The organism is Providencia sp. PROV252 (genome assembly GCF_033676005.1).
GTDB classification, from domain to species: Bacteria; Pseudomonadota; Gammaproteobacteria; order Enterobacterales; family Enterobacteriaceae; genus Providencia; species Providencia vermicola.
The window spans coordinates 1375687-1392291 of record NZ_CP096294.1 but is presented as its reverse complement, the minus strand read 5'-3'; the positions used below and the strand labels follow the sequence as shown (position 1 = coordinate 1392291).

Sequence of the window (16605 nt, the reverse complement as noted above, 5' to 3'; positions counted from 1 at the left end):
CCGTGGCGTTATTTATTTTAGGCTACTTCCTTCCCGTGGATGATGTGGCGTAACGCACTAATTCCATTATCATTGTAGCGGAATGCTTCAACCTGCTTTGATGAATGAGCCGACTTGTCTAAGAAGAACTTTCCGAATTCATCCGTTTTCAATCCGTTCTTGTTGGCGATTCGTCCAATTTTATTTGCTGAGACTTCTAGCATTTCTCCCACCTCACCAGCGCTGTAATACTTTTGCTCAAGAACTGGCAACGGCACAGCTTCAAATCCTACAATCGGATTAACAATATTAGCCGCTGCACACTGCTTGGCTTCATTACTTAGGTTAGGCATCAAGTCAAATAGGTTTGTGATTGCATCAACCGACATTTTCAGCGTTCTGGCTTGGCGATATTCAGGTAGACCAGATTGACTTTTTCCACCCTTTTGCGCGGCAACGTGCATTGACTCTAATTTATCCACCAATACACGACGAACAGCTTTAGACTCTCTTGCAGCAACACGAAGTGCTTGCTTGATATCCATTTCAATTATTTCAGAGTTAGTATTGTTTGGTTTTTGAACTACAAAAATTTTGTAGTACTCACCTTCTAATTCATCTTTTACTCTGTCAATCAATACGTTATTACGAATTTGATTTTCACCGCATGACTTGCGAGCCATATTAACCATTGACAATAGCTTTTGGGTATCAATGGTTTTGTTCGTGACAGCGTTAAAACTATTTGCTAAAGTAATTTCACTCATGAAACTCCTCCGTATGGTTTAGTTTGGGAAATAGCCAACAGTTCGCACCTGCTGGCTTTTCTGTTTTAATGACACCCGATATTTCTTTTTTTGTTTCCACTAATCATCACTCCTTTGTCTTTACCTTCAAATACTACGTTTGCACCTCCTAGTCTTGAGCCAACATCAAAGCTATCTTTCAATCGGTGTAGCATTTTCTTTGTATCCACAAACAGCTCTTCAATTTGTACTGCCTGTTTAGCGCTGTTGTGTAATGCATGAATCCGAACTTTTGCTCCAGTAACATCAAAGCCATCACGCTCTAATTGCTCTATCAAATCTAATTCTGGCGCAGGGTTTCTTTTATCAATCAAGCTGCTAGGTGTTAGCCATGCGTTATCAAACTTACGGTTATGAACATCAGCTGATTCAATTGGGTAATGATAATTAAATACTGGTGAATGATTACCTAACTCAACCTCACGATCTAATATATCCAACACCCATTTACGAAATTTTTTTGCCACTGGAGTGTTAGAAAACATTGCGATCAGGTGAGCGCCACGAAGTGAGAAAAGGCGATTAACCATCTCAACATCACCAGTTTTTCTAACGACCTTCATTTTGAGGGTCGTTGTCATTGAGCCCGTGAACTCATCGGCGTTACGCGCATAAATCTGGCTAACTGAATCTGTCTTTTTGTATTTTAACGCTTTAGCTATCTCCGCTGATGTAAACCAAATTTTCCCATTATCAGCAACTGGGCTAAATGTGAAGTTCTGGAAAGTTAAATCGTTATTAGCTACAATGTTCATGTCACTTATTCCTTTCGATGGGTTTATTTGGCAACTGGCCTCAATTGTTCGCGCAATTGGGGCTTTTTATTGAATAATGCTTTCACCTTTTTGTTCCTTATCGATCACTCTATCCATAATAGTATCAAGCATACCCTGTATAGAACGATGCGTTCTCGCTGCGTAGCTTTCTAAAAATTCAGCCACCTCAGGGCGTAGGCGGTAACTAATCTGCTTGCTCTTAACTGTATTTTGCTTCATTATTCACTCCATTATGTGTTTTTGAATTTTATATCGCTCATCAATGAATTTTTATCATACTAGATAATTATGATGAGTCAATGAGTTTTTAAAGGCTCCAATATGAATTTTGATGAATCATTCCCAAGACGTGTATCCATGGCTAGAAACGCCATGGGTTTAACTCAATCTGAGCTAGCAAAAAAGGTTGGAGTAGTCCCTCGGCAAATTGCTGCATATGAGGGTGGTGAGGCAAAGCCAAGGATAAATGCGCTAAACAATTTAGCGATGGCACTTGGAACACAACCAGAGTGGTTAACTCAAGGAGAAGGTTCACCTCCAGAACTTAGAGGTGTCCGCCAAACTGTCACATTACCGCTAATACCTGTAGTCACGAGCGTACAGGCTGCTAATTTTTCTTTTGATGAGCCAATGGTTGGCGTTGAATATATCCCAAGCCCACTTGACCTAGATATAGCTGCATCTGAAAAACTATTTGCTTTAAAAATTGAAGGTGAGTCTATGTGCACAAATGATGGTATCAGCTTTCCTCAAGGGGCTACTGTCATTTTTAACCCAAGCATAGAACCGATAAATGGTGACTTTGTCCTATGTAGGCTAAATGAAACACATGAAGTTACATTTAAAGAGCTTTTTATAGAACAATCAAACAAGTATTTGAAACCATTAAATAAGAACTACCCAGATATATTAATTGGAAGCAATGCTACTATTATTGGAGTTGCAGTCTATTCTATTATCGACCTACAAATTGCAGGCAGGAGAAAAGCACTTAAAATATTTGGTAAGTATTGCAATGAAGATAACCAATTGCATGATATCGATAAAGAAAAGTCGTTATCAGAAAAACTAGATAAAATTGAATCCATGCTAAAGCAATTACTTAGTAAAAAATAACCACCCAGCCCAAGGGCGGGCTAGATCACAAATCCAGCATGGCGCTATTTCCTGTATTCTTTCAGAATAGCGCCACTTTCACTTAACACTCTGTAAACATCGCCATCTTCCATCTGAAAAATGATTTCACTGTATAATACTGGCTGATCAATAGCACTGACAATAAGGCATCTACCTAGAGTCTCCCCAGCTTTGCATCCGACACTTAGGTCTTCAACATATTTAACCTTGGAGATTTTGATAATTTCCTCTTTCGGTTTTCGTTTCGGATCTCCACCATGAAGAACTTGTAAATACATAACCTACCTCGCATTATCACGCATAATAATTTTATCAGCCCAATCCATAGCTTCTTCATACCGCTTATTGGATGGGATTTTATCTTTCTCGCTACGGGGAAATTTAGCTTCCATTGCAGCGCGGAAACCTGTCATTGTCATTCCCCATGCTTCCTGTTCGCTAATGCCTAAATGGGCTACAGCAAGGTAGACATAGACACGCGGGTCGAACTCGTTTGTGAATTTCCCTTGTGGCTCTTCGTCTTCATCGGGCTTTTGGTCTCCCATGATACCGTGGCGCATGAGGTGACGGGCAAGAGTGATAATATCCTGTAGCTTCAGGTGCCCTTCTCGATAGCTTAGCCAGCCTTTACGGTTAACGCTAAGATTACCAATTAACGCACTGACTTTTTCGTTACAGCACTTTTCAATCACGTCTTTGCATTCCATGACCATATTAGCAAAGCAAATCGCCTCTGCATTTTTTGCTAGCATCGGGTTCTTCAGGTTAGGGAATCGACCTCCGTGTACAGTAACGAAAATATCAGTTAATCGTGTGGGTGAGTTTTGGGATAGCCTAGCCATTGCTGAGAATGATGGGATTAAATGATATGACTTACCATCGACAATCACCGCTATTTGTCCTACATCCGTTAATACTTGCATGTAACCTCAATAGAGGGGCTTGCGCCCCTTAGATTAAGAAATGGTGACTGTTGCTTGACTAGAAGTAACACTACCCGCAGAAGTTGATGTAATGACGCAAGTGTATTCCCCTGCATCACCTGCAACCGTTGCCTGCTTGGTAAATGTCGCAGCAGTACCGCCAGACACATTACTGTTACCTTTCTTCCACTGGTAAGTTAGCGCTGAGCCATCGGTGGATTTAGCTTCCACAGATAAAGTTAGCGTTTGGCCTACCGTCAGAGTTTGGTCTACTGGCTGTTTGGTGATTACGATTTCTTCTGGAATATCACGGATATCGACACCACCTGCACTATTAGCTTCAATAGACCAAGTCGCTACGTCATCGTGTGGATATTCATCACTCCAGCTAGTCACTAAGAAACAGCCTTCTGTGATATCTGTAGGGCTAACAATCTTGAACCATACATAAGGTTGACCTGATGTGGTTTCAGGGTTGTTAACGTGGCGCTTAAGCTCTTTCTGACCGTATAAAGACTCTTTACGAGATACGCCATCACCCGAGAAAGTGACGTTTTTGTACGAAACTAAGCTTTCCTGTGTATTTTGTGGCGACATATCGCCCGTTGCGTCTACCGTTTCCCATTCAGTAGCAGACGACTTTCCGCGCATCATACCAAGGCGACCGTAGTCCATTGGTGATGGTTTGTTCTCAGGGCACGCAATTGCATAAAATACAACGACGTCGCGCCCTGTGAATGCACCTGATTCACATGCCATGTTTATTTACTCCGTTATCGTGAGATTATTGTGTTGAAATTGATTTCTAGGACTAAGCGATTTCTGTCGCTCATTGATTGGTTGATACCGCCGATTGGCTCTACATAGGCCATGCATCCGATTTTATGGTCTCGGATTAATGCTTCTCTAATACTAAAAGCTAGGTCTTCAAGCGCTGATTGACCGCCATCGACCTCAGATATAAGCAGCATTCGGTAAGAGTCACGTATTAGTGCTTCCTCTGGCTTACCGCCGCCCATTCGCTGAATGACGATAAACTTGTCTAGTTGCTGACCATCTTTCCAAAATCGATACTGAACGTCGAAACCATCAGAGAAGTGATTAACCTCCAGCCACTCAGTAATTTCGCTGTAAATATCACTAGGCTTCATATTTTGTAGCCTCGTTTAATGATTTCCTGTATTTCTGGCGCTGCGTTTTCAAAGCCTTTGCGTAAGAAATCAGGCTCTGCGTTAGGGTCCCAATATCGCCCTTTACCAGTACCGCCTCCAAATGAAACACCGCTTCTAGTTTTGCCAAAATCCTCTCTTGGTTGACCTTTAAGCTTACCTTTCATCTGACTAACCGCTGCGGCATAGTTTGCTGAATAACCGACTCTGGCCTCATAACCGCTGGGTATTTTCTGCAACTGGCGATACTGACTGTTGATGAGATTGGATGTGTCGATAGGGGTAATTGCCGCAGCATAAGCCGCACCAGTGATAGATATCTCTTGCATAACTCTGGCTGTTCGCTGTGTAGCAATAAGCTCTAATTCGCTATTGATATTCCCTCTGACTCGCCTGATACCTTTGACCTTTACGCTCATATCACGTCCTTATCTCATAGTCTGGCTCTTCACCAAAAAAGCTCATATCATCTTGTTTAACCGTGATGATAATGTCAGCTCCTGCGACTCTCGGGTCAGATTGAGAAGTAGTATCACCTTTGGCGATGTAGAAACCGCGCTCTGGCCTTTGCGCATCTACACCGTTGCGCTTTAACTCAGTGTAAAAAACGTTATTGGTGACAAACTCTTTACCCAAATCGTCTTTCACAACTTCATTGCTAGATTGCCATGTGCAGTCGATAAGATAAGGCGAGCCATATGTGATTGTGTCATCCCATTTGCCACCGCCACGAATGACGGGGTAAACAGTAGCGATATTGGTATACGACCAGTTAGCGGTATTACTCACGAGTAACCCCCTACCACACCAAAGAACCCAACCGATTTACTCGCCAGTGGTAACGATAATAAACACCCTGCCGTATCCCACGCTCTCAACTGTTTCAGTAAATGATCCGTACCAGCTGAGTCATAAGTAAACGAGCGTGACGCCCCGTTAGGAGCGCCTTGTGATGATATCTTTCGAGCACCAGACAATGAGGCAAGACGAACCAATGCATAAACTAGAAGTAGCTTTTGCAGTGATTCATCATAGTTAGCCGCCAAGCATTCAGATTTTGCATTCACTTGATCCAGTAGCAACAACAGCACGGAATCAGGCAATGTAAACCCAAGCTCGGCTATCATTGGCTTTACGTCATCAAGTGTTATCACCATCTGATTTACCTTTACCCTTTTTCTTCTCTGGCGTGGCGACTTCGAGTTTTCGTTCTTCGATTCGCTCGACCAGACCAGCCCGTAGCCATGTTTCAGCAGTTTCTTCTGAGACATCCAGCTGAGCGCCAACCTCTTGTTTTTTGAGGTCGGCACCAGCAAAGAAGTTACTTGAGATAACCTTTACCAGTGCCATGAATCCCCCTTATGCGCCTTTAGCGTGGATAACTGAGAAGTGATCTGCGATATCTCGCTTGACCATCAGACCAGCAGCACCCCATGTGCGCCAGATGTAATCTGAGTTGTAGAACTGACGAGGGTCAGCAACAGTGCCGAATGCCTGACCGACGATAGGAGCGATAACACCAGCACCCAGCGGAACAATAAGAACTTCGTTACCTTTCAGCTCGTAGTCTTCTTTGATGTCTTTAATACCCGTGATTTTCTTGATTTCTTCAAGAATGGTGCGGGTTTGGTTAACATCGAAGTAGACAGATTCCCAGTTAGACAGGATTTCGCCAGACACGTACCAAGTTTGCTCACCATATTGCAGGTTTTGCAGTTTCAGAACGTCACGCAGCTTGATGATTTCAGTGCGGATTTTCTTGCCGTCTTGCTCAGTTGCGAAATTGATATTCAATGTCACTTGAGCTACGCGCTCATCACTACGCAGGCCTTTAAACGTCTTACCATCAAACGCAATGAAGTTACCCGCAGCATCGCGGAAACCATTCCAGATAAAATCGAGGTATTTACGACGAACAGTATCGACAGAGTCTTTCTGTGCATCAGACAATGAAGCCAGTGCAGAGCCTTTTCCGAAAATCGGGTCACGCCATGTGAACTTAAAGCCAGTGTCATGAATTGGCACCATTGTTCCATCGAAGCTATAAGCGCTAGCCTCAAGTAACGCACCGACCTGCCCACTCATTGATGTGTGAGCCACACCGCCACCGCCTTTACGTGCATATTCATAGACCGACTCATCAATACGAACAGAGCGAGATAGGCCCATAAGGTCGTTTAACAAAGTAAATTCAGTGTTTGGCTGGAATTCAGCTAACACAGTCTGGTCATACGCTTTGTACAGACGTTTAATGTCGTCCACCGCATTGGCAGCATCTAGAACTGGCAAATTACGAGCGCGAGAAATAAAGTCAGCCACAGCCTGAGCAGATGAGTTACGCTCCAAACTCAACGCACCGAATTGCGCTTGGTTGGCTTCAAGGTTTCCCGTTTCGGTTGCCTTCTTAGTTGAAAAATAAAACATTCAGTTCTCCTTACTTGAACACAACACGAACCAGCTCACCCGCCGTAACGGTTAAGGCTGTATCTTCTTCGACATAGGCAAATACTGCTTCGCCTTCTGCACCAGTTGCCAGTGTGATTTGACCATTAGCAACAATAACCGCTTGGCCTTTCTTATAAGTGCCAGCAGCGGCACGCACGTTCAGGAACAGACCTTGCATTGGTTGAATTGCAACAACCCAATCACCCGCCTTGATTACATCGTCAACCGTCTGGCAGCGTAGATAATCAAAGTTGGCCACATACAAAATATTCGCTTCTTTACCATCGACTGATGGCGTGAATTTAGCAGTAGTCTCATCATAGAAGCCGATAACACCCGCCTTGGTATCAACTGCTGCCGCACCTTCACGATTTAATAGCGGATTAGGAAATACACCACCCGCATGAATTACACGTTTTTTATTCGCCATGTTTTACTCCGGCATATCTGAAACTGATTGAGAGGAATTGACTTGTTGGAATGAACCATTCAGGCCATGTGATACATTGCACTGAGCGTATAGCTCTTTCAGTGGGTCGCCACTTAGCGCATTAACAGCGATGTCGGACATACCGAATTTAGCTTTCACAGCTTCACGCATCGCATTTACTTCTTTGTCTGCGTTGGCGTTTAACTGTGCTTGAAGTGGTGCAATAGCAGCGTTTACAGCGGCTGTGATTTGTTGCTGTAGTTCACTGTTGTTTGCGGTGTCGGCTTTATCCTTTTCCGCTTTCTCTTTTTTCTCACGCGCAGCTTTTTCTTCTGGCGTTTCCTCTTTCTTTTCTTCGGCGTTCATTTGGTTGTACGCATCCAGTAATTCAGCATCAGATTTGCCTTCTGTTTCGATGCCTTTCGCCTTCAGCGCATTCGTGATGATTTCTTTCATCGGGTTAGTTTCCTTATTGGTTTTAACTTCGTACTCTGTTGGCTTGCGCACAACTTCGATAGGCTCACCAACGAGTTCGGCGTCTCCGTCATCGTTCATGAGATATTTTTGTTGGTAGGTTTTACCTGATTTGTAGTAAATGAACTTATCGGGCCATACCATTTCTGGATAAGGCCAATCATCGCCACTGGAAGCGTTACGTAATGCAGCACGCAATGCGGAATAGATGTCTTCAAATGAGAATGAATTGTTAGCGAAAAAGAACTTAGCTTTGTTGAATAAGCCTTCTTGTGTGAAGTTTGCTGCATCAATAAGCTCTGCTGTTTCAGTTTCTAGCTTCTCACCCTCGCTATTCACGAACATTCCCACGCCATCTTCTGGCGTAGCTGCTCCTGGTTCTGATGCGGGTAAAATAGCGATATGGTCAAAGTGCATGTTTCTAGCGACCCATGTGTAGGCTTTACCCTTTGACTTGCCTTTGTTCTGTTCGCGCTGGAGCAATAACCCCGTTGATACATGAATGGGATCGGAACTGTTGCCCGCGATAATTTCATCAATTCGGGATAGGAATTCTTTCCCCTTCTCGCAGCCATCAGCAAATCGACGGTTTACTTTCACATCCATGATGACCTTTTCGCCATCCTTACGGACGTTTTCAGCCCACGCCCCAATGTGATATTGGTTTACTGCACGCGGCATGTCTGCCGATACATAATCAGTGCCGATTTTAGGGTGACCATATGGACATTGCCGCCCCTCCATCGACTTAAAACTACTGTTAATCTCACTGGCAGGATATAAACCACCGTTCATCACAACATCATCAATGACAGGCACAACGCCGCGAATGACGATATGCTCATCACCATCGATAGTTTCAGTTGAGATATTGGAGGAGTTGACAGCCAGTGATTTAACATGAATGCTGGATAGCTTCATGTGTTGACCTCTTTATGAATTGCTTGTTGATTCCTGTCGCTTTTCTTCCCACTCATCACGCGACTGAATGAGCCTGTCTAAAATACTAGGGTTATGCAGCGTGCCATCTTCATTGAGCAATACTGGTTGATTGCCACAGTAGCAGTTATAGCGATTGCCATTGATTGAGTAGAAATATTCCACCTCCTCAACAGTGAATATCTTCCCGCTACGTGCTGCATGACTTGGCCTAGTGGTCGGCTTAAGTGCTGATATCCATAAGATGCCAGTTTTCAGCCCTAACCTTTCGCTAGCCCATGTCGTTTCGTTCCAGTTTGCCCTACGAAGTGCGCCAACTTGCTCAGTCTGTGCGATAGCTTTTGCTCGGGTCATCGATACATCTAAACGTTGGCTAACTATCCGCGCTGTTTCACGTGGGTTTATGCCTCTGGCTATCGATGTGCCGATAACATTCGCTAGGTCAGTGCGTGCAGCATCAGACAGGCCGCGCCAATCGCTATACGTAGAGATAAACGCCGCTGCAACCTGATTCTGATAGGCTGGCTGTGACAGTAGATAAGTAAGTGTTGTTTGCTGTGCGTAGACTTCGGATTGTACGGCTAAGTTAGTGTAAGCATTCAATGTGCCACGCTCATACTCATCAGACACATACCCAAACGCCCACAATCTCTCGTCGCCACCTTCCAGAAGGTAGTCATCAAGTATTGATTGCAGTCTTTCGAGGAATCTAGCGTACTCTGCAGGACGTTCCGCTAGGTCATATACATAAACGCCAGCGTTAACCTTAAAAATCGTGTCAGGCTCATCCTGTGCGTTTTTAGCGAGTATGTAGCTTTGAGTGGGTGATTGTATTTTCTCTCTGCCAGTGAATGACAGGTCGAAGAGTTGCTTGAGTGCTTTTTTGAGTTCGTAATACCGATTATCAATATCACGGAACATCTTTCTAACTTGCCGCCCTGATTGTGTTGGGTCAGCCTTATTCCTTGGTATTATCGGCGACCCTATCTTTTGATTCTTCATCATCGACTAATGGGTCTCCTTTGGGGCCTGATTCGGGTGGCTCTCCTTCATCTTCCAATGGCTCAAGCTCACCAACAGCACGTATTTCATTAGGGCTTATTGCTGGTGTTAGGTATGCCTGTTGAGTTCTCTGTGCTACATCTGCCATTTTAAGCATGTTATCGATTTTGTCTGACTCGCTAGGCGCTAACATATCTGACCAAGCAAGCGTAACTTCTCCGCTGCTGGGCGGGTCAATAACGCCTAATTTCCAGAGTCTTTCGATGATTTCTGTAACATACTGTGTTAAGAATCCCCAGCGACGGCCATTCAAGCGCTTACCATATGCGGCCCCGTCTTTATCCCCTGCAAGCACACCTGTTTGAGTACCTAAGAACTCAGAAAAAGGGATGCGAATAGTGGTTAAAAACTCTCTAACAGCAACCTCCCATGACGGTGTTGGATCTGCGGCAGCAACAGACAGGACATTCATTTTGCCTGCTTGCATGACCGCTGCTGAGTCAGTGCCTCGGTTTAACTTATTGATTTTATCCGTCATCGCTTCGCCAAGGTCTTTATATCCTGCTGTTAATGCTGCCTGAGCGATGTTATCCATTTCAGTAGAGGCGTCGAACTCAACGGCTATTTGACGACTAGCATTTTTCAGGAACCCTTCAGCGCTGCCGCCTGATATCTTTTCAATATCCAGTAGTTTATTAAACCCAGCCATAAGCAACGGTATGCCAGCAAACATATTTCCATCATCAGCACCTTCGCAAAGAATAATGACTCGACTAGGGTGAATGAGCTTTTGCCTTGCTGGTCCCTGCAATTCATTTTCGCCAACAGGTCGCTCATCAAAGTTAAACATTTTCGGCTGCCCGTAGGTTTCCGATGTAATGTCGTTATCCCATTCAGCGACAGTTATTTGCGGCTCCCATAGCGGAATGAGGTTAACCAGTGCTTTATCTTTAAGCTTTTTAATCTCGTTATAGTCTGCTTGTTCGTTCCACTCTTTGTTATCTTTGAGTTGGATGAGTAACGCTGAGTATCGACCAACCATATTTCTACGGTCAGCATCTTTAATACGAGCCCAGTGCTTTTTGAGCAGCTTAGTTACCGAGGCTTCCCATTCTGTTGTTTCTTTGTTTTCCTTCGACTCATCACCGTCAATAATCGTTGGCTTATCTTGCCAGCAATCATCAAGTAGTCGATGCACAGCCGAATGAGCCACCGCATTACGCTCATAGGTGTCGTAGAAATTACGAAACACCAAGCGAGTTGGGTATCCAAATTCGTCATAAAGGTTGGTTCTCTTTGTATTGCTAGATACACCGCCAGACGCATAAAGAGCGCGACTTCTGGCTATATCAGCAACACTATTAACGAGCAATTCCAGCCCCTCTTGTTGTGTTGTCACTGAAATTCCCCTTTAAAAATAAAATGCACCTTTTGACCTCTGAACGATGTACCCATCAAGCCCATATCTAACAGCATCCCAACAGTGGTTGTTATCATCCAAAATTACAGGCAATACCTCGCCAGTAATTCGGTCTGTTTTGTATGAGTAGAGACGGGCTTCTTTTGCTGTTTCTTTACAGCGAGGGTGGATGATGATTTGTTTGAAGCCTCGTAAATGTGTAATGCCGTCCTCGACACTACCCTGCCACTTTTTAGCGGCTGATATATTGAATCCCTGGCGCTTTAAATAGCTGATAGTTTCTGGTCGTGCGGAGTCAGCTTTGATAGGCCACTTACGTGCTTCTGGTATTTTGTCGTAAAACTCTGGCATATGGTCAAGTTCAACACCCACGCCGTAAGCTTCATATTCGATATGCAAACAGTCATTTAGGATGAACTGTCGTAACAGAGTGTTAGGGTCTTTAGCGAAACCAAAGTCAGCGCCGAAAAGCAACCTATCAGCTTGCTGCCATAAATCATCAGGGAATGATTGAACGACATACTTATTGGCTAATACTTGCTTATCAGAGTTTTCAAGATAAGCACCTTCCCATATCCACGCATAAGTAGCAGAATCTAATCTGGCTTGGTCATTTAACCGCTCATCTTCCAACACAGACGGAAACCACGGGTTGTCATCGTAGTTCATCTCAACCACGACGGCATTGTCAGGTGGATTCTTTCTAAATCGCTTATCTGTCGCGCTGCCATCTCGCTCAGGGTTCCATGTCACCCATATTTCAGAGCCAGCTTCACGAACAGTAGGCGCTAGTTTTGTCCACGCTATTTCTGATACTGATTCAGCTTCATCAACCCATGCAATTAATATTCTTGCCTTGGATTTGATGCTATCTAAGTTATGCCGAAGCCCTGCGAACACATAGCTAACTGAGCGGCATTTGGTGCGAATGTATTTCTCGCCGAGTTCATAGAAGTCATTGAGCCAAGGTACAGACCTAATGGCCTGTTTAACCTCTTCCATGGATGATTCTTCAAGTGAGTTCATATATTCACGGGCGCACAGTATTACGCCTGATTGACCATTCATTGCAGCCATGTAGCCACGAATAGCAGTCATTAGTGCGAATGTTCTCGTCTTTGCAGAGCCTCGCCCACCGTGTGAGCATCTGTAGCGATAGTTACCTTCGAATGCTGGAATTAATTTAGGCGGTATTTCAATCCTCGCTACCGTCATTGTTACCTCCAGCAACCAGAACTATTTTTGTTGGTGACATTGAGCTATCGGAGGATTTGTGATCCACTTCCTGCTTCTCACTATAGCCATGATTAGCAAGCATTAACTTAGTTATTGTTGAGTTGAAATCACCAGATAATCCACTATTAATTAGCTTCATTTCCTGAAAAGCCATAATTCCGTCTAACGTGTCCGAAAACTCATGACCTAAATCACTATCCTGCTTTGCATATTCATAAACAGTGGAGCGAGCAATGCCTAAGTAGCACGCTAGACCAGCAATGCTTGGTATTACCTGACCTTCGTTTTCTTTGTAACCGCCGTACAGGTATTCCTTTGCCTTAGCGATTAGCTCATCATTCAGCTTGCTAGGGCAACCAACCTGTTTAGATTGTTGTCCCATAATGTTTTCCTCATAACAAATTAAAAAGCCCACCATGATGAGCTTTGTGATTGGTTATTCTGCTACTTCAACCACAGGCACATACTCGACGCTGCTAATCTCATCAGGTGAAATGTATATCCATGCTCCGTCAGCTTGTGCAATTGCAATTAGCCCATTAGTCACGCGAGGCTCTTTAGTTGTCATTAAACCTTCGTATGTTGTGCCGTCTTTCTTTGTTGCTGTTACTGTGTATTTCTTCATATTCCACCCAATAAAAAAGGCCGCTGAGCGACCTATTCATTTCTTCGATTTGCTGAGTAATTTATCCAATCCGCGCTCAACAATTACAGTAACTAATCGACCTTCTTCAATTCTGCCTGATTCGATGCACTCTAGGGATTGCTGTACTTGGCGTTGGAGAATGGATACTGTTTCTTTCTCTTGCTTGGTCATTTCTTCTTGCCGCCTGAATACTTAATCGCCCATGCTTTAGCTACATTTAAGCAATCATCAAACAATCCACCTTTGCGACTTGCCTGTGAACTTTTGCGGTAGTGATCTAATGCCATGTTGCTAGCCATCTGAGCGATAGATAAAGAAAAGCCGAGCTTCTTTAACTCGGCCTGTACGTTTTTCTCTATAAACTGTTCAGCGTTCATGCAGGTTCTTCTCCATATGGAAAATCCCCCATATCAGGCAACGTTAGCTGAGATAAATCCATAATGGCTTTCTTAGCTTTACGTATTTTCTTTAAGTGACGCTTGCGTAAATTCATCAGGTCACTACCCTTCTTACCAAAATTCTCAAACGACCAATTATCAGCCGCTACTAGTCTATTTTGCATTTCATTGATAGTTAGGTTTTTAAGTTCATCCATATCAAGATTTGCTAGCCCTAATTTTGGCTTAGACTCTTTTTCAGCTAAATCCAATAACCAACGGCGCAAAGCTTTCGCCACATCTGTATTGGCCAACATTCCAATCAAATGCGCACCTCGCACAGAGAAGATTCTGACCTTTTTCTTTCGTAAGTTGTTGTTTATTCCATTGGTCATCGTTTCAGTGACCATTGTCATATCATCAGAAAACTCATCTTTATTAGCGTTGTATAAATTGGTTACCGACTTCTCATTTTTGTATTCTAGAAGCTTAGCCATCTGAGGACTAGTAAACCAGATTTGCCCGTCACCATTATCAAATGGGGTGATTTCGTTACCTTTAAAAACTAATGATTTAGTCATGATACTGTCCTTACTTAGTAATGAACCCTTGCCACATAGGAAACCAGCCCATCGAAGCAGTATCAGCTATAACTGACTTCCTCAAAGGCTCATTCCTAAATAACGGTTCGATGTTTTTAGATGTGTGTGCATGTGGTGCACAGGGTGAAATGCGTACTACTGATTACAAAACTTGAATAAATGTAACTTTCTTTTAACTTTACTTTCGTAACGTAACATTGAGAGGGGTATGGTTATTACATCGCTAAGTTATTAACTTCATATATATTCCTACACTTTAAAGCCTCAACACCAGGGGCTATTTTTTTGCCATTAAAAAGCCCCGCTATTGCGAGGCTCTGATTTGTAATATCCGTTTGAGATTACTACCTTTTTAAGGTTGTGGTCATTCACGATTAACGTATAGTTACGTTACATTCATGAACTATTATTCTCGCTTGGCCCCGATATCTGGGGCATTTCTTTGTTGTTCAATTTCCCGTATTGCTTTATTGACGGTTAGCGCTTGAGTTTCTCAATCGCTTCACGGTCAGGGCGGCGGTAATTTAGGATGTAATCTGGTAATTTAGCTAACTTGCCATCACTATCACGACCAGACACTGAAACAGAATTTATTACAGGTGATGTATCGAAAGTTTCATCATACTCATGTAACAAGGCAGCCATTTTATCTTGCCACTCGGCGGGCATTTCATGCATGAGCACCCGCGGAATAACTAAGAATGATGCATACGACAGCCCGAACCAATCCCACAGATTACCGCTGTTTTTTGGTTGTGTTATTTCTTTCATATTCAATCTCTCGAATGGCTTTCTTGTCCAAGTTGCACGCCTTAATTACCGACATCAACTCAATGTTGTATTCAGCGATATCACCCCACGTCATTTTTTCGGGGATATCTGGTATCGGGCAATCAGTTAGTAAACTTGCAGGTATGGGAATGTGAGGTGCTAATACATATTCAGCCTTTGTATTGCCGCATCCTGTTAATAAGGCTATCAGGAGCAGTAACGGGAGCGCAGTCATTGCCAATAAGAATAGTCTTGACGTCTTTCTTGGTTCCCTGTGCGTCCAGTGTGTTTTGTTGTTTAGCATCAATGGTTGCTCCAGAGATACGGTCAAAGATAGATATTGAGGTGTAGGCGTTATCAGATATGAGTGATTGTTGTGACAACTTGTCATTCAGCGACTGGTTTTCTTTACTGAGACTGCTAACTTTATCCATTGCAAGCCAGTACATAAAACCAAGGGCGGCAATTATCGCAATAAGCCATTTTTCAGAATAACTCATATCACGACTCTTTCACTGACAGCGTGGCATCACCAACTGGTAGTGGTCGGTTATCTACTTCAACCCCATCAGGCCAGCGATAAGCAACAACTCGGTCAGTTCCAAACGCTTTGATGTTTACTGCGTCTGATTGATTACCACCCAAGATAAGAAGTGAACCATTTGCAGTCTTACCAACACAGAAACCAACATGTCCACCGCCAGAGCGAGAAAAGCGAACAATGCAGCCATACTTAGGATCCGTTAGCTTTTGCCCGAAAGTATCATATGAACTTGAAGCATCTTTACGAGGGGACTTGATACCAGCACGCTCTAACATGGCATTGACGAAACCAGCACACCACGGCACTTTACGTGCAGTACCAACCAATCCACGCAGCTTACTATCAATCCACATCTGGTCGACTGCTTTCGAGCCCTCAGCTGTATGCTCAGACATGCCAATTTCTTTTCTAGCTTCAGTTAGCCATTTAGGTTCAGTCATTATTCACCCCTGCCTTACCTTTAATCATTTTACTCAGCGTTTCTACGCCCCAGTAACCAATCAGCACGCTAGTGAAATAAGCAAATTCAGGGTTCATCCCCATAGCTGCTAGTAAGTCTTTAGCGAACCATCCGAAGAATGCACACAGCGCACCGTCTAGCAGGGTCTTTTTCCAGCCACCGCCGTTATACATGCCACGCAGTATGGCCACTGTCCCAGCCAGACCAGCCGCAGCCGCTTGCTCTTTTGCTGAAGATAGCCAACTAAGTAGATGGTCCAGCCAATCAGGAGTGTTATTCATACATTTCATACTCACCCCCTACATTGGAGGAATTTAGTTAATAGATAGCCGCGCACAGCTCTTGTGTTAATTGATAACGAGGGTGATTGATTCTGTGGCGGCGCATGAGTGACCATATTGTTAGTGTCAACAAAATGGTAGAAACAAAAAAAGGCCGCACTAGGCGACCTCTTGAAATTGGCGGGATA

General features: G+C 43.7%; 27 protein-coding genes. 1 reads left to right on the top strand and 26 read right to left on the bottom strand.

Translation table 11 applies throughout. The annotated features are described in order from the left end of the window. Window positions 1-17 precede the first annotated feature (17 nt). The 3 genes from M1F05_RS06300 to M1F05_RS06290 form a co-directional block, all read right to left on the bottom strand. Complete coding sequence (locus M1F05_RS06300; RefSeq protein WP_318825990.1) at window positions 18-746, bottom strand: hypothetical protein; 729 nt, start codon at window positions 744-746, stop codon at window positions 18-20. 65 nt (window positions 747-811) lie between these two features. Continuing rightward, window positions 812-1540: a Bro-N domain-containing protein gene (locus tag M1F05_RS06295; RefSeq protein WP_241098196.1), complete on the bottom strand. Its 729-nt coding sequence runs from the start codon at window positions 1538-1540 to the stop codon at window positions 812-814. Window positions 1541-1606: 66 nt separating this feature from the next. Beyond that, entirely contained in the window at window positions 1607-1780 is a 174-nt protein-coding gene (locus M1F05_RS06290; RefSeq protein ID WP_206277365.1) for a hypothetical protein, read from the bottom strand. 102 nt (window positions 1781-1882) lie between these two features. Here M1F05_RS06290 and M1F05_RS06285 point away from each other — a divergent pair, with 102 nt between their 5' ends. Continuing rightward, window positions 1883-2677, top strand: coding sequence for a LexA family protein (locus M1F05_RS06285; protein ID WP_318825989.1), 795 nt, complete (start codon window positions 1883-1885; stop codon window positions 2675-2677). A gap of 44 nt (window positions 2678-2721) precedes the next feature. Here M1F05_RS06285 and M1F05_RS06280 read toward each other — a convergent pair whose 3' ends face one another. The 23 genes from M1F05_RS06280 to M1F05_RS06170 all read right to left on the bottom strand — a co-directional run bounded on the left by M1F05_RS06280 (window position 2722) and on the right by M1F05_RS06170 (window position 16426). Then, window positions 2722-2976: a hypothetical protein gene (locus M1F05_RS06280; RefSeq protein WP_206277363.1), complete on the bottom strand. Its 255-nt coding sequence runs from the start codon at window positions 2974-2976 to the stop codon at window positions 2722-2724. 3 nt (window positions 2977-2979) lie between these two features. Next, window positions 2980-3621 (bottom strand): DUF6246 family protein, encoded by a 642-nt coding sequence (locus M1F05_RS06275; RefSeq protein WP_318825988.1) that lies wholly within the window; start codon window positions 3619-3621, stop codon window positions 2980-2982. Between the two features lie 33 nt (window positions 3622-3654). Beyond that, window positions 3655-4380: a phage tail tube protein gene (locus M1F05_RS06270; protein ID WP_140171656.1), complete on the bottom strand. Its 726-nt coding sequence runs from the start codon at window positions 4378-4380 to the stop codon at window positions 3655-3657. 14 nt (window positions 4381-4394) lie between these two features. Continuing rightward, window positions 4395-4772 (bottom strand): hypothetical protein, encoded by a 378-nt coding sequence (locus tag M1F05_RS06265; RefSeq protein ID WP_318825987.1) that lies wholly within the window; start codon window positions 4770-4772, stop codon window positions 4395-4397. After that, window positions 4769-5209: a hypothetical protein gene (locus tag M1F05_RS06260; protein WP_239978620.1), complete on the bottom strand. Its 441-nt coding sequence runs from the start codon at window positions 5207-5209 to the stop codon at window positions 4769-4771. Before M1F05_RS06260 ends, M1F05_RS06265 begins: the two co-directional genes overlap by 4 nt. Window position 5210: 1 nt before the next feature. After that, window positions 5211-5579, bottom strand: coding sequence for a hypothetical protein (locus tag M1F05_RS06255; protein WP_318825986.1), 369 nt, complete (start codon window positions 5577-5579; stop codon window positions 5211-5213). Beyond that, entirely contained in the window at window positions 5576-5947 is a 372-nt protein-coding gene (locus M1F05_RS06250) for a hypothetical protein (protein ID WP_272683061.1), read from the bottom strand. Before M1F05_RS06250 ends, M1F05_RS06255 begins: the two co-directional genes overlap by 4 nt. Next, the gene (locus tag M1F05_RS06245; RefSeq protein ID WP_136135541.1) at window positions 5931-6140 is read right to left on the bottom strand and encodes a hypothetical protein; all 210 of its coding nucleotides are present in this window, start codon (window positions 6138-6140) and stop codon (window positions 5931-5933) included. The genes M1F05_RS06250 and M1F05_RS06245 overlap by 17 nt, the downstream gene beginning before the upstream one ends. Before the next feature lie 9 nt (window positions 6141-6149). Further along, window positions 6150-7214: a major capsid protein gene (locus M1F05_RS06240; protein ID WP_206086895.1), complete on the bottom strand. Its 1065-nt coding sequence runs from the start codon at window positions 7212-7214 to the stop codon at window positions 6150-6152. 10 nt (window positions 7215-7224) lie between these two features. Continuing rightward, entirely contained in the window at window positions 7225-7665 is a 441-nt protein-coding gene (locus tag M1F05_RS06235) for a hypothetical protein (RefSeq protein WP_206086894.1), read from the bottom strand. Between the two features lie 3 nt (window positions 7666-7668). Next, complete coding sequence (locus M1F05_RS06230; protein WP_318825985.1) at window positions 7669-9060, bottom strand: DUF2213 domain-containing protein; 1392 nt, start codon at window positions 9058-9060, stop codon at window positions 7669-7671. A gap of 12 nt (window positions 9061-9072) precedes the next feature. Beyond that, window positions 9073-10083, bottom strand: coding sequence for a phage minor head protein (locus tag M1F05_RS06225; RefSeq protein ID WP_206086892.1), 1011 nt, complete (start codon window positions 10081-10083; stop codon window positions 9073-9075). After that, window positions 10037-11479 carry an anti-CBASS protein Acb1 family protein gene (locus M1F05_RS06220; RefSeq protein ID WP_206086891.1) on the bottom strand — a complete coding sequence of 481 codons (1443 nt, stop codon included), beginning with the start codon at window positions 11477-11479 and terminating at the stop codon, window positions 10037-10039. Before M1F05_RS06220 ends, M1F05_RS06225 begins: the two co-directional genes overlap by 47 nt. A 12-nt stretch (window positions 11480-11491) precedes the next feature. After that, window positions 11492-12715, bottom strand: a complete 1224-nt coding sequence (locus M1F05_RS06215; RefSeq protein WP_206086890.1) for a PBSX family phage terminase large subunit — start codon at window positions 12713-12715, stop codon at window positions 11492-11494. After that, window positions 12696-13118, bottom strand: a complete 423-nt coding sequence (locus M1F05_RS06210; RefSeq protein WP_206086889.1) for a DNA-packaging protein — start codon at window positions 13116-13118, stop codon at window positions 12696-12698. The genes M1F05_RS06215 and M1F05_RS06210 overlap by 20 nt, the downstream gene beginning before the upstream one ends. A gap of 54 nt (window positions 13119-13172) precedes the next feature. Further along, a complete protein-coding gene (locus M1F05_RS06205) occupies window positions 13173-13361 on the bottom strand; it encodes a hypothetical protein (RefSeq protein WP_042847873.1) in 189 nt (62 codons plus the stop codon). A gap of 36 nt (window positions 13362-13397) precedes the next feature. Next, window positions 13398-13553 carry a hypothetical protein gene (locus M1F05_RS06200; protein ID WP_206086888.1) on the bottom strand — a complete coding sequence of 52 codons (156 nt, stop codon included), beginning with the start codon at window positions 13551-13553 and terminating at the stop codon, window positions 13398-13400. Next, entirely contained in the window at window positions 13550-13759 is a 210-nt protein-coding gene (locus M1F05_RS06195) for a hypothetical protein (RefSeq protein ID WP_206086887.1), read from the bottom strand. Before M1F05_RS06195 ends, M1F05_RS06200 begins: the two co-directional genes overlap by 4 nt. Next, the gene (locus M1F05_RS06190; protein ID WP_206086886.1) at window positions 13756-14340 is read right to left on the bottom strand and encodes a Bro-N domain-containing protein; all 585 of its coding nucleotides are present in this window, start codon (window positions 14338-14340) and stop codon (window positions 13756-13758) included. Before M1F05_RS06190 ends, M1F05_RS06195 begins: the two co-directional genes overlap by 4 nt. 498 nt (window positions 14341-14838) lie before the next feature. Then, entirely contained in the window at window positions 14839-15132 is a 294-nt protein-coding gene (locus M1F05_RS06185; RefSeq protein WP_318825984.1) for a hypothetical protein, read from the bottom strand. Window positions 15133-15302: 170 nt separating this feature from the next. After that, window positions 15303-15632, bottom strand: coding sequence for a DUF2570 family protein (locus M1F05_RS06180; RefSeq protein ID WP_206083814.1), 330 nt, complete (start codon window positions 15630-15632; stop codon window positions 15303-15305). 1 nt (window position 15633) lies between these two features. Continuing rightward, window positions 15634-16116 (bottom strand): TIGR02594 family protein, encoded by a 483-nt coding sequence (locus M1F05_RS06175; protein WP_206083813.1) that lies wholly within the window; start codon window positions 16114-16116, stop codon window positions 15634-15636. Next, on the bottom strand, window positions 16109-16426 hold the full coding sequence (locus M1F05_RS06170; RefSeq protein ID WP_048606449.1) for a phage holin, lambda family: 318 nt from the start codon (window positions 16424-16426) through the stop codon (window positions 16109-16111). The genes M1F05_RS06175 and M1F05_RS06170 overlap by 8 nt, the downstream gene beginning before the upstream one ends. Window positions 16427-16605: the final 179 nt, after the last annotated feature.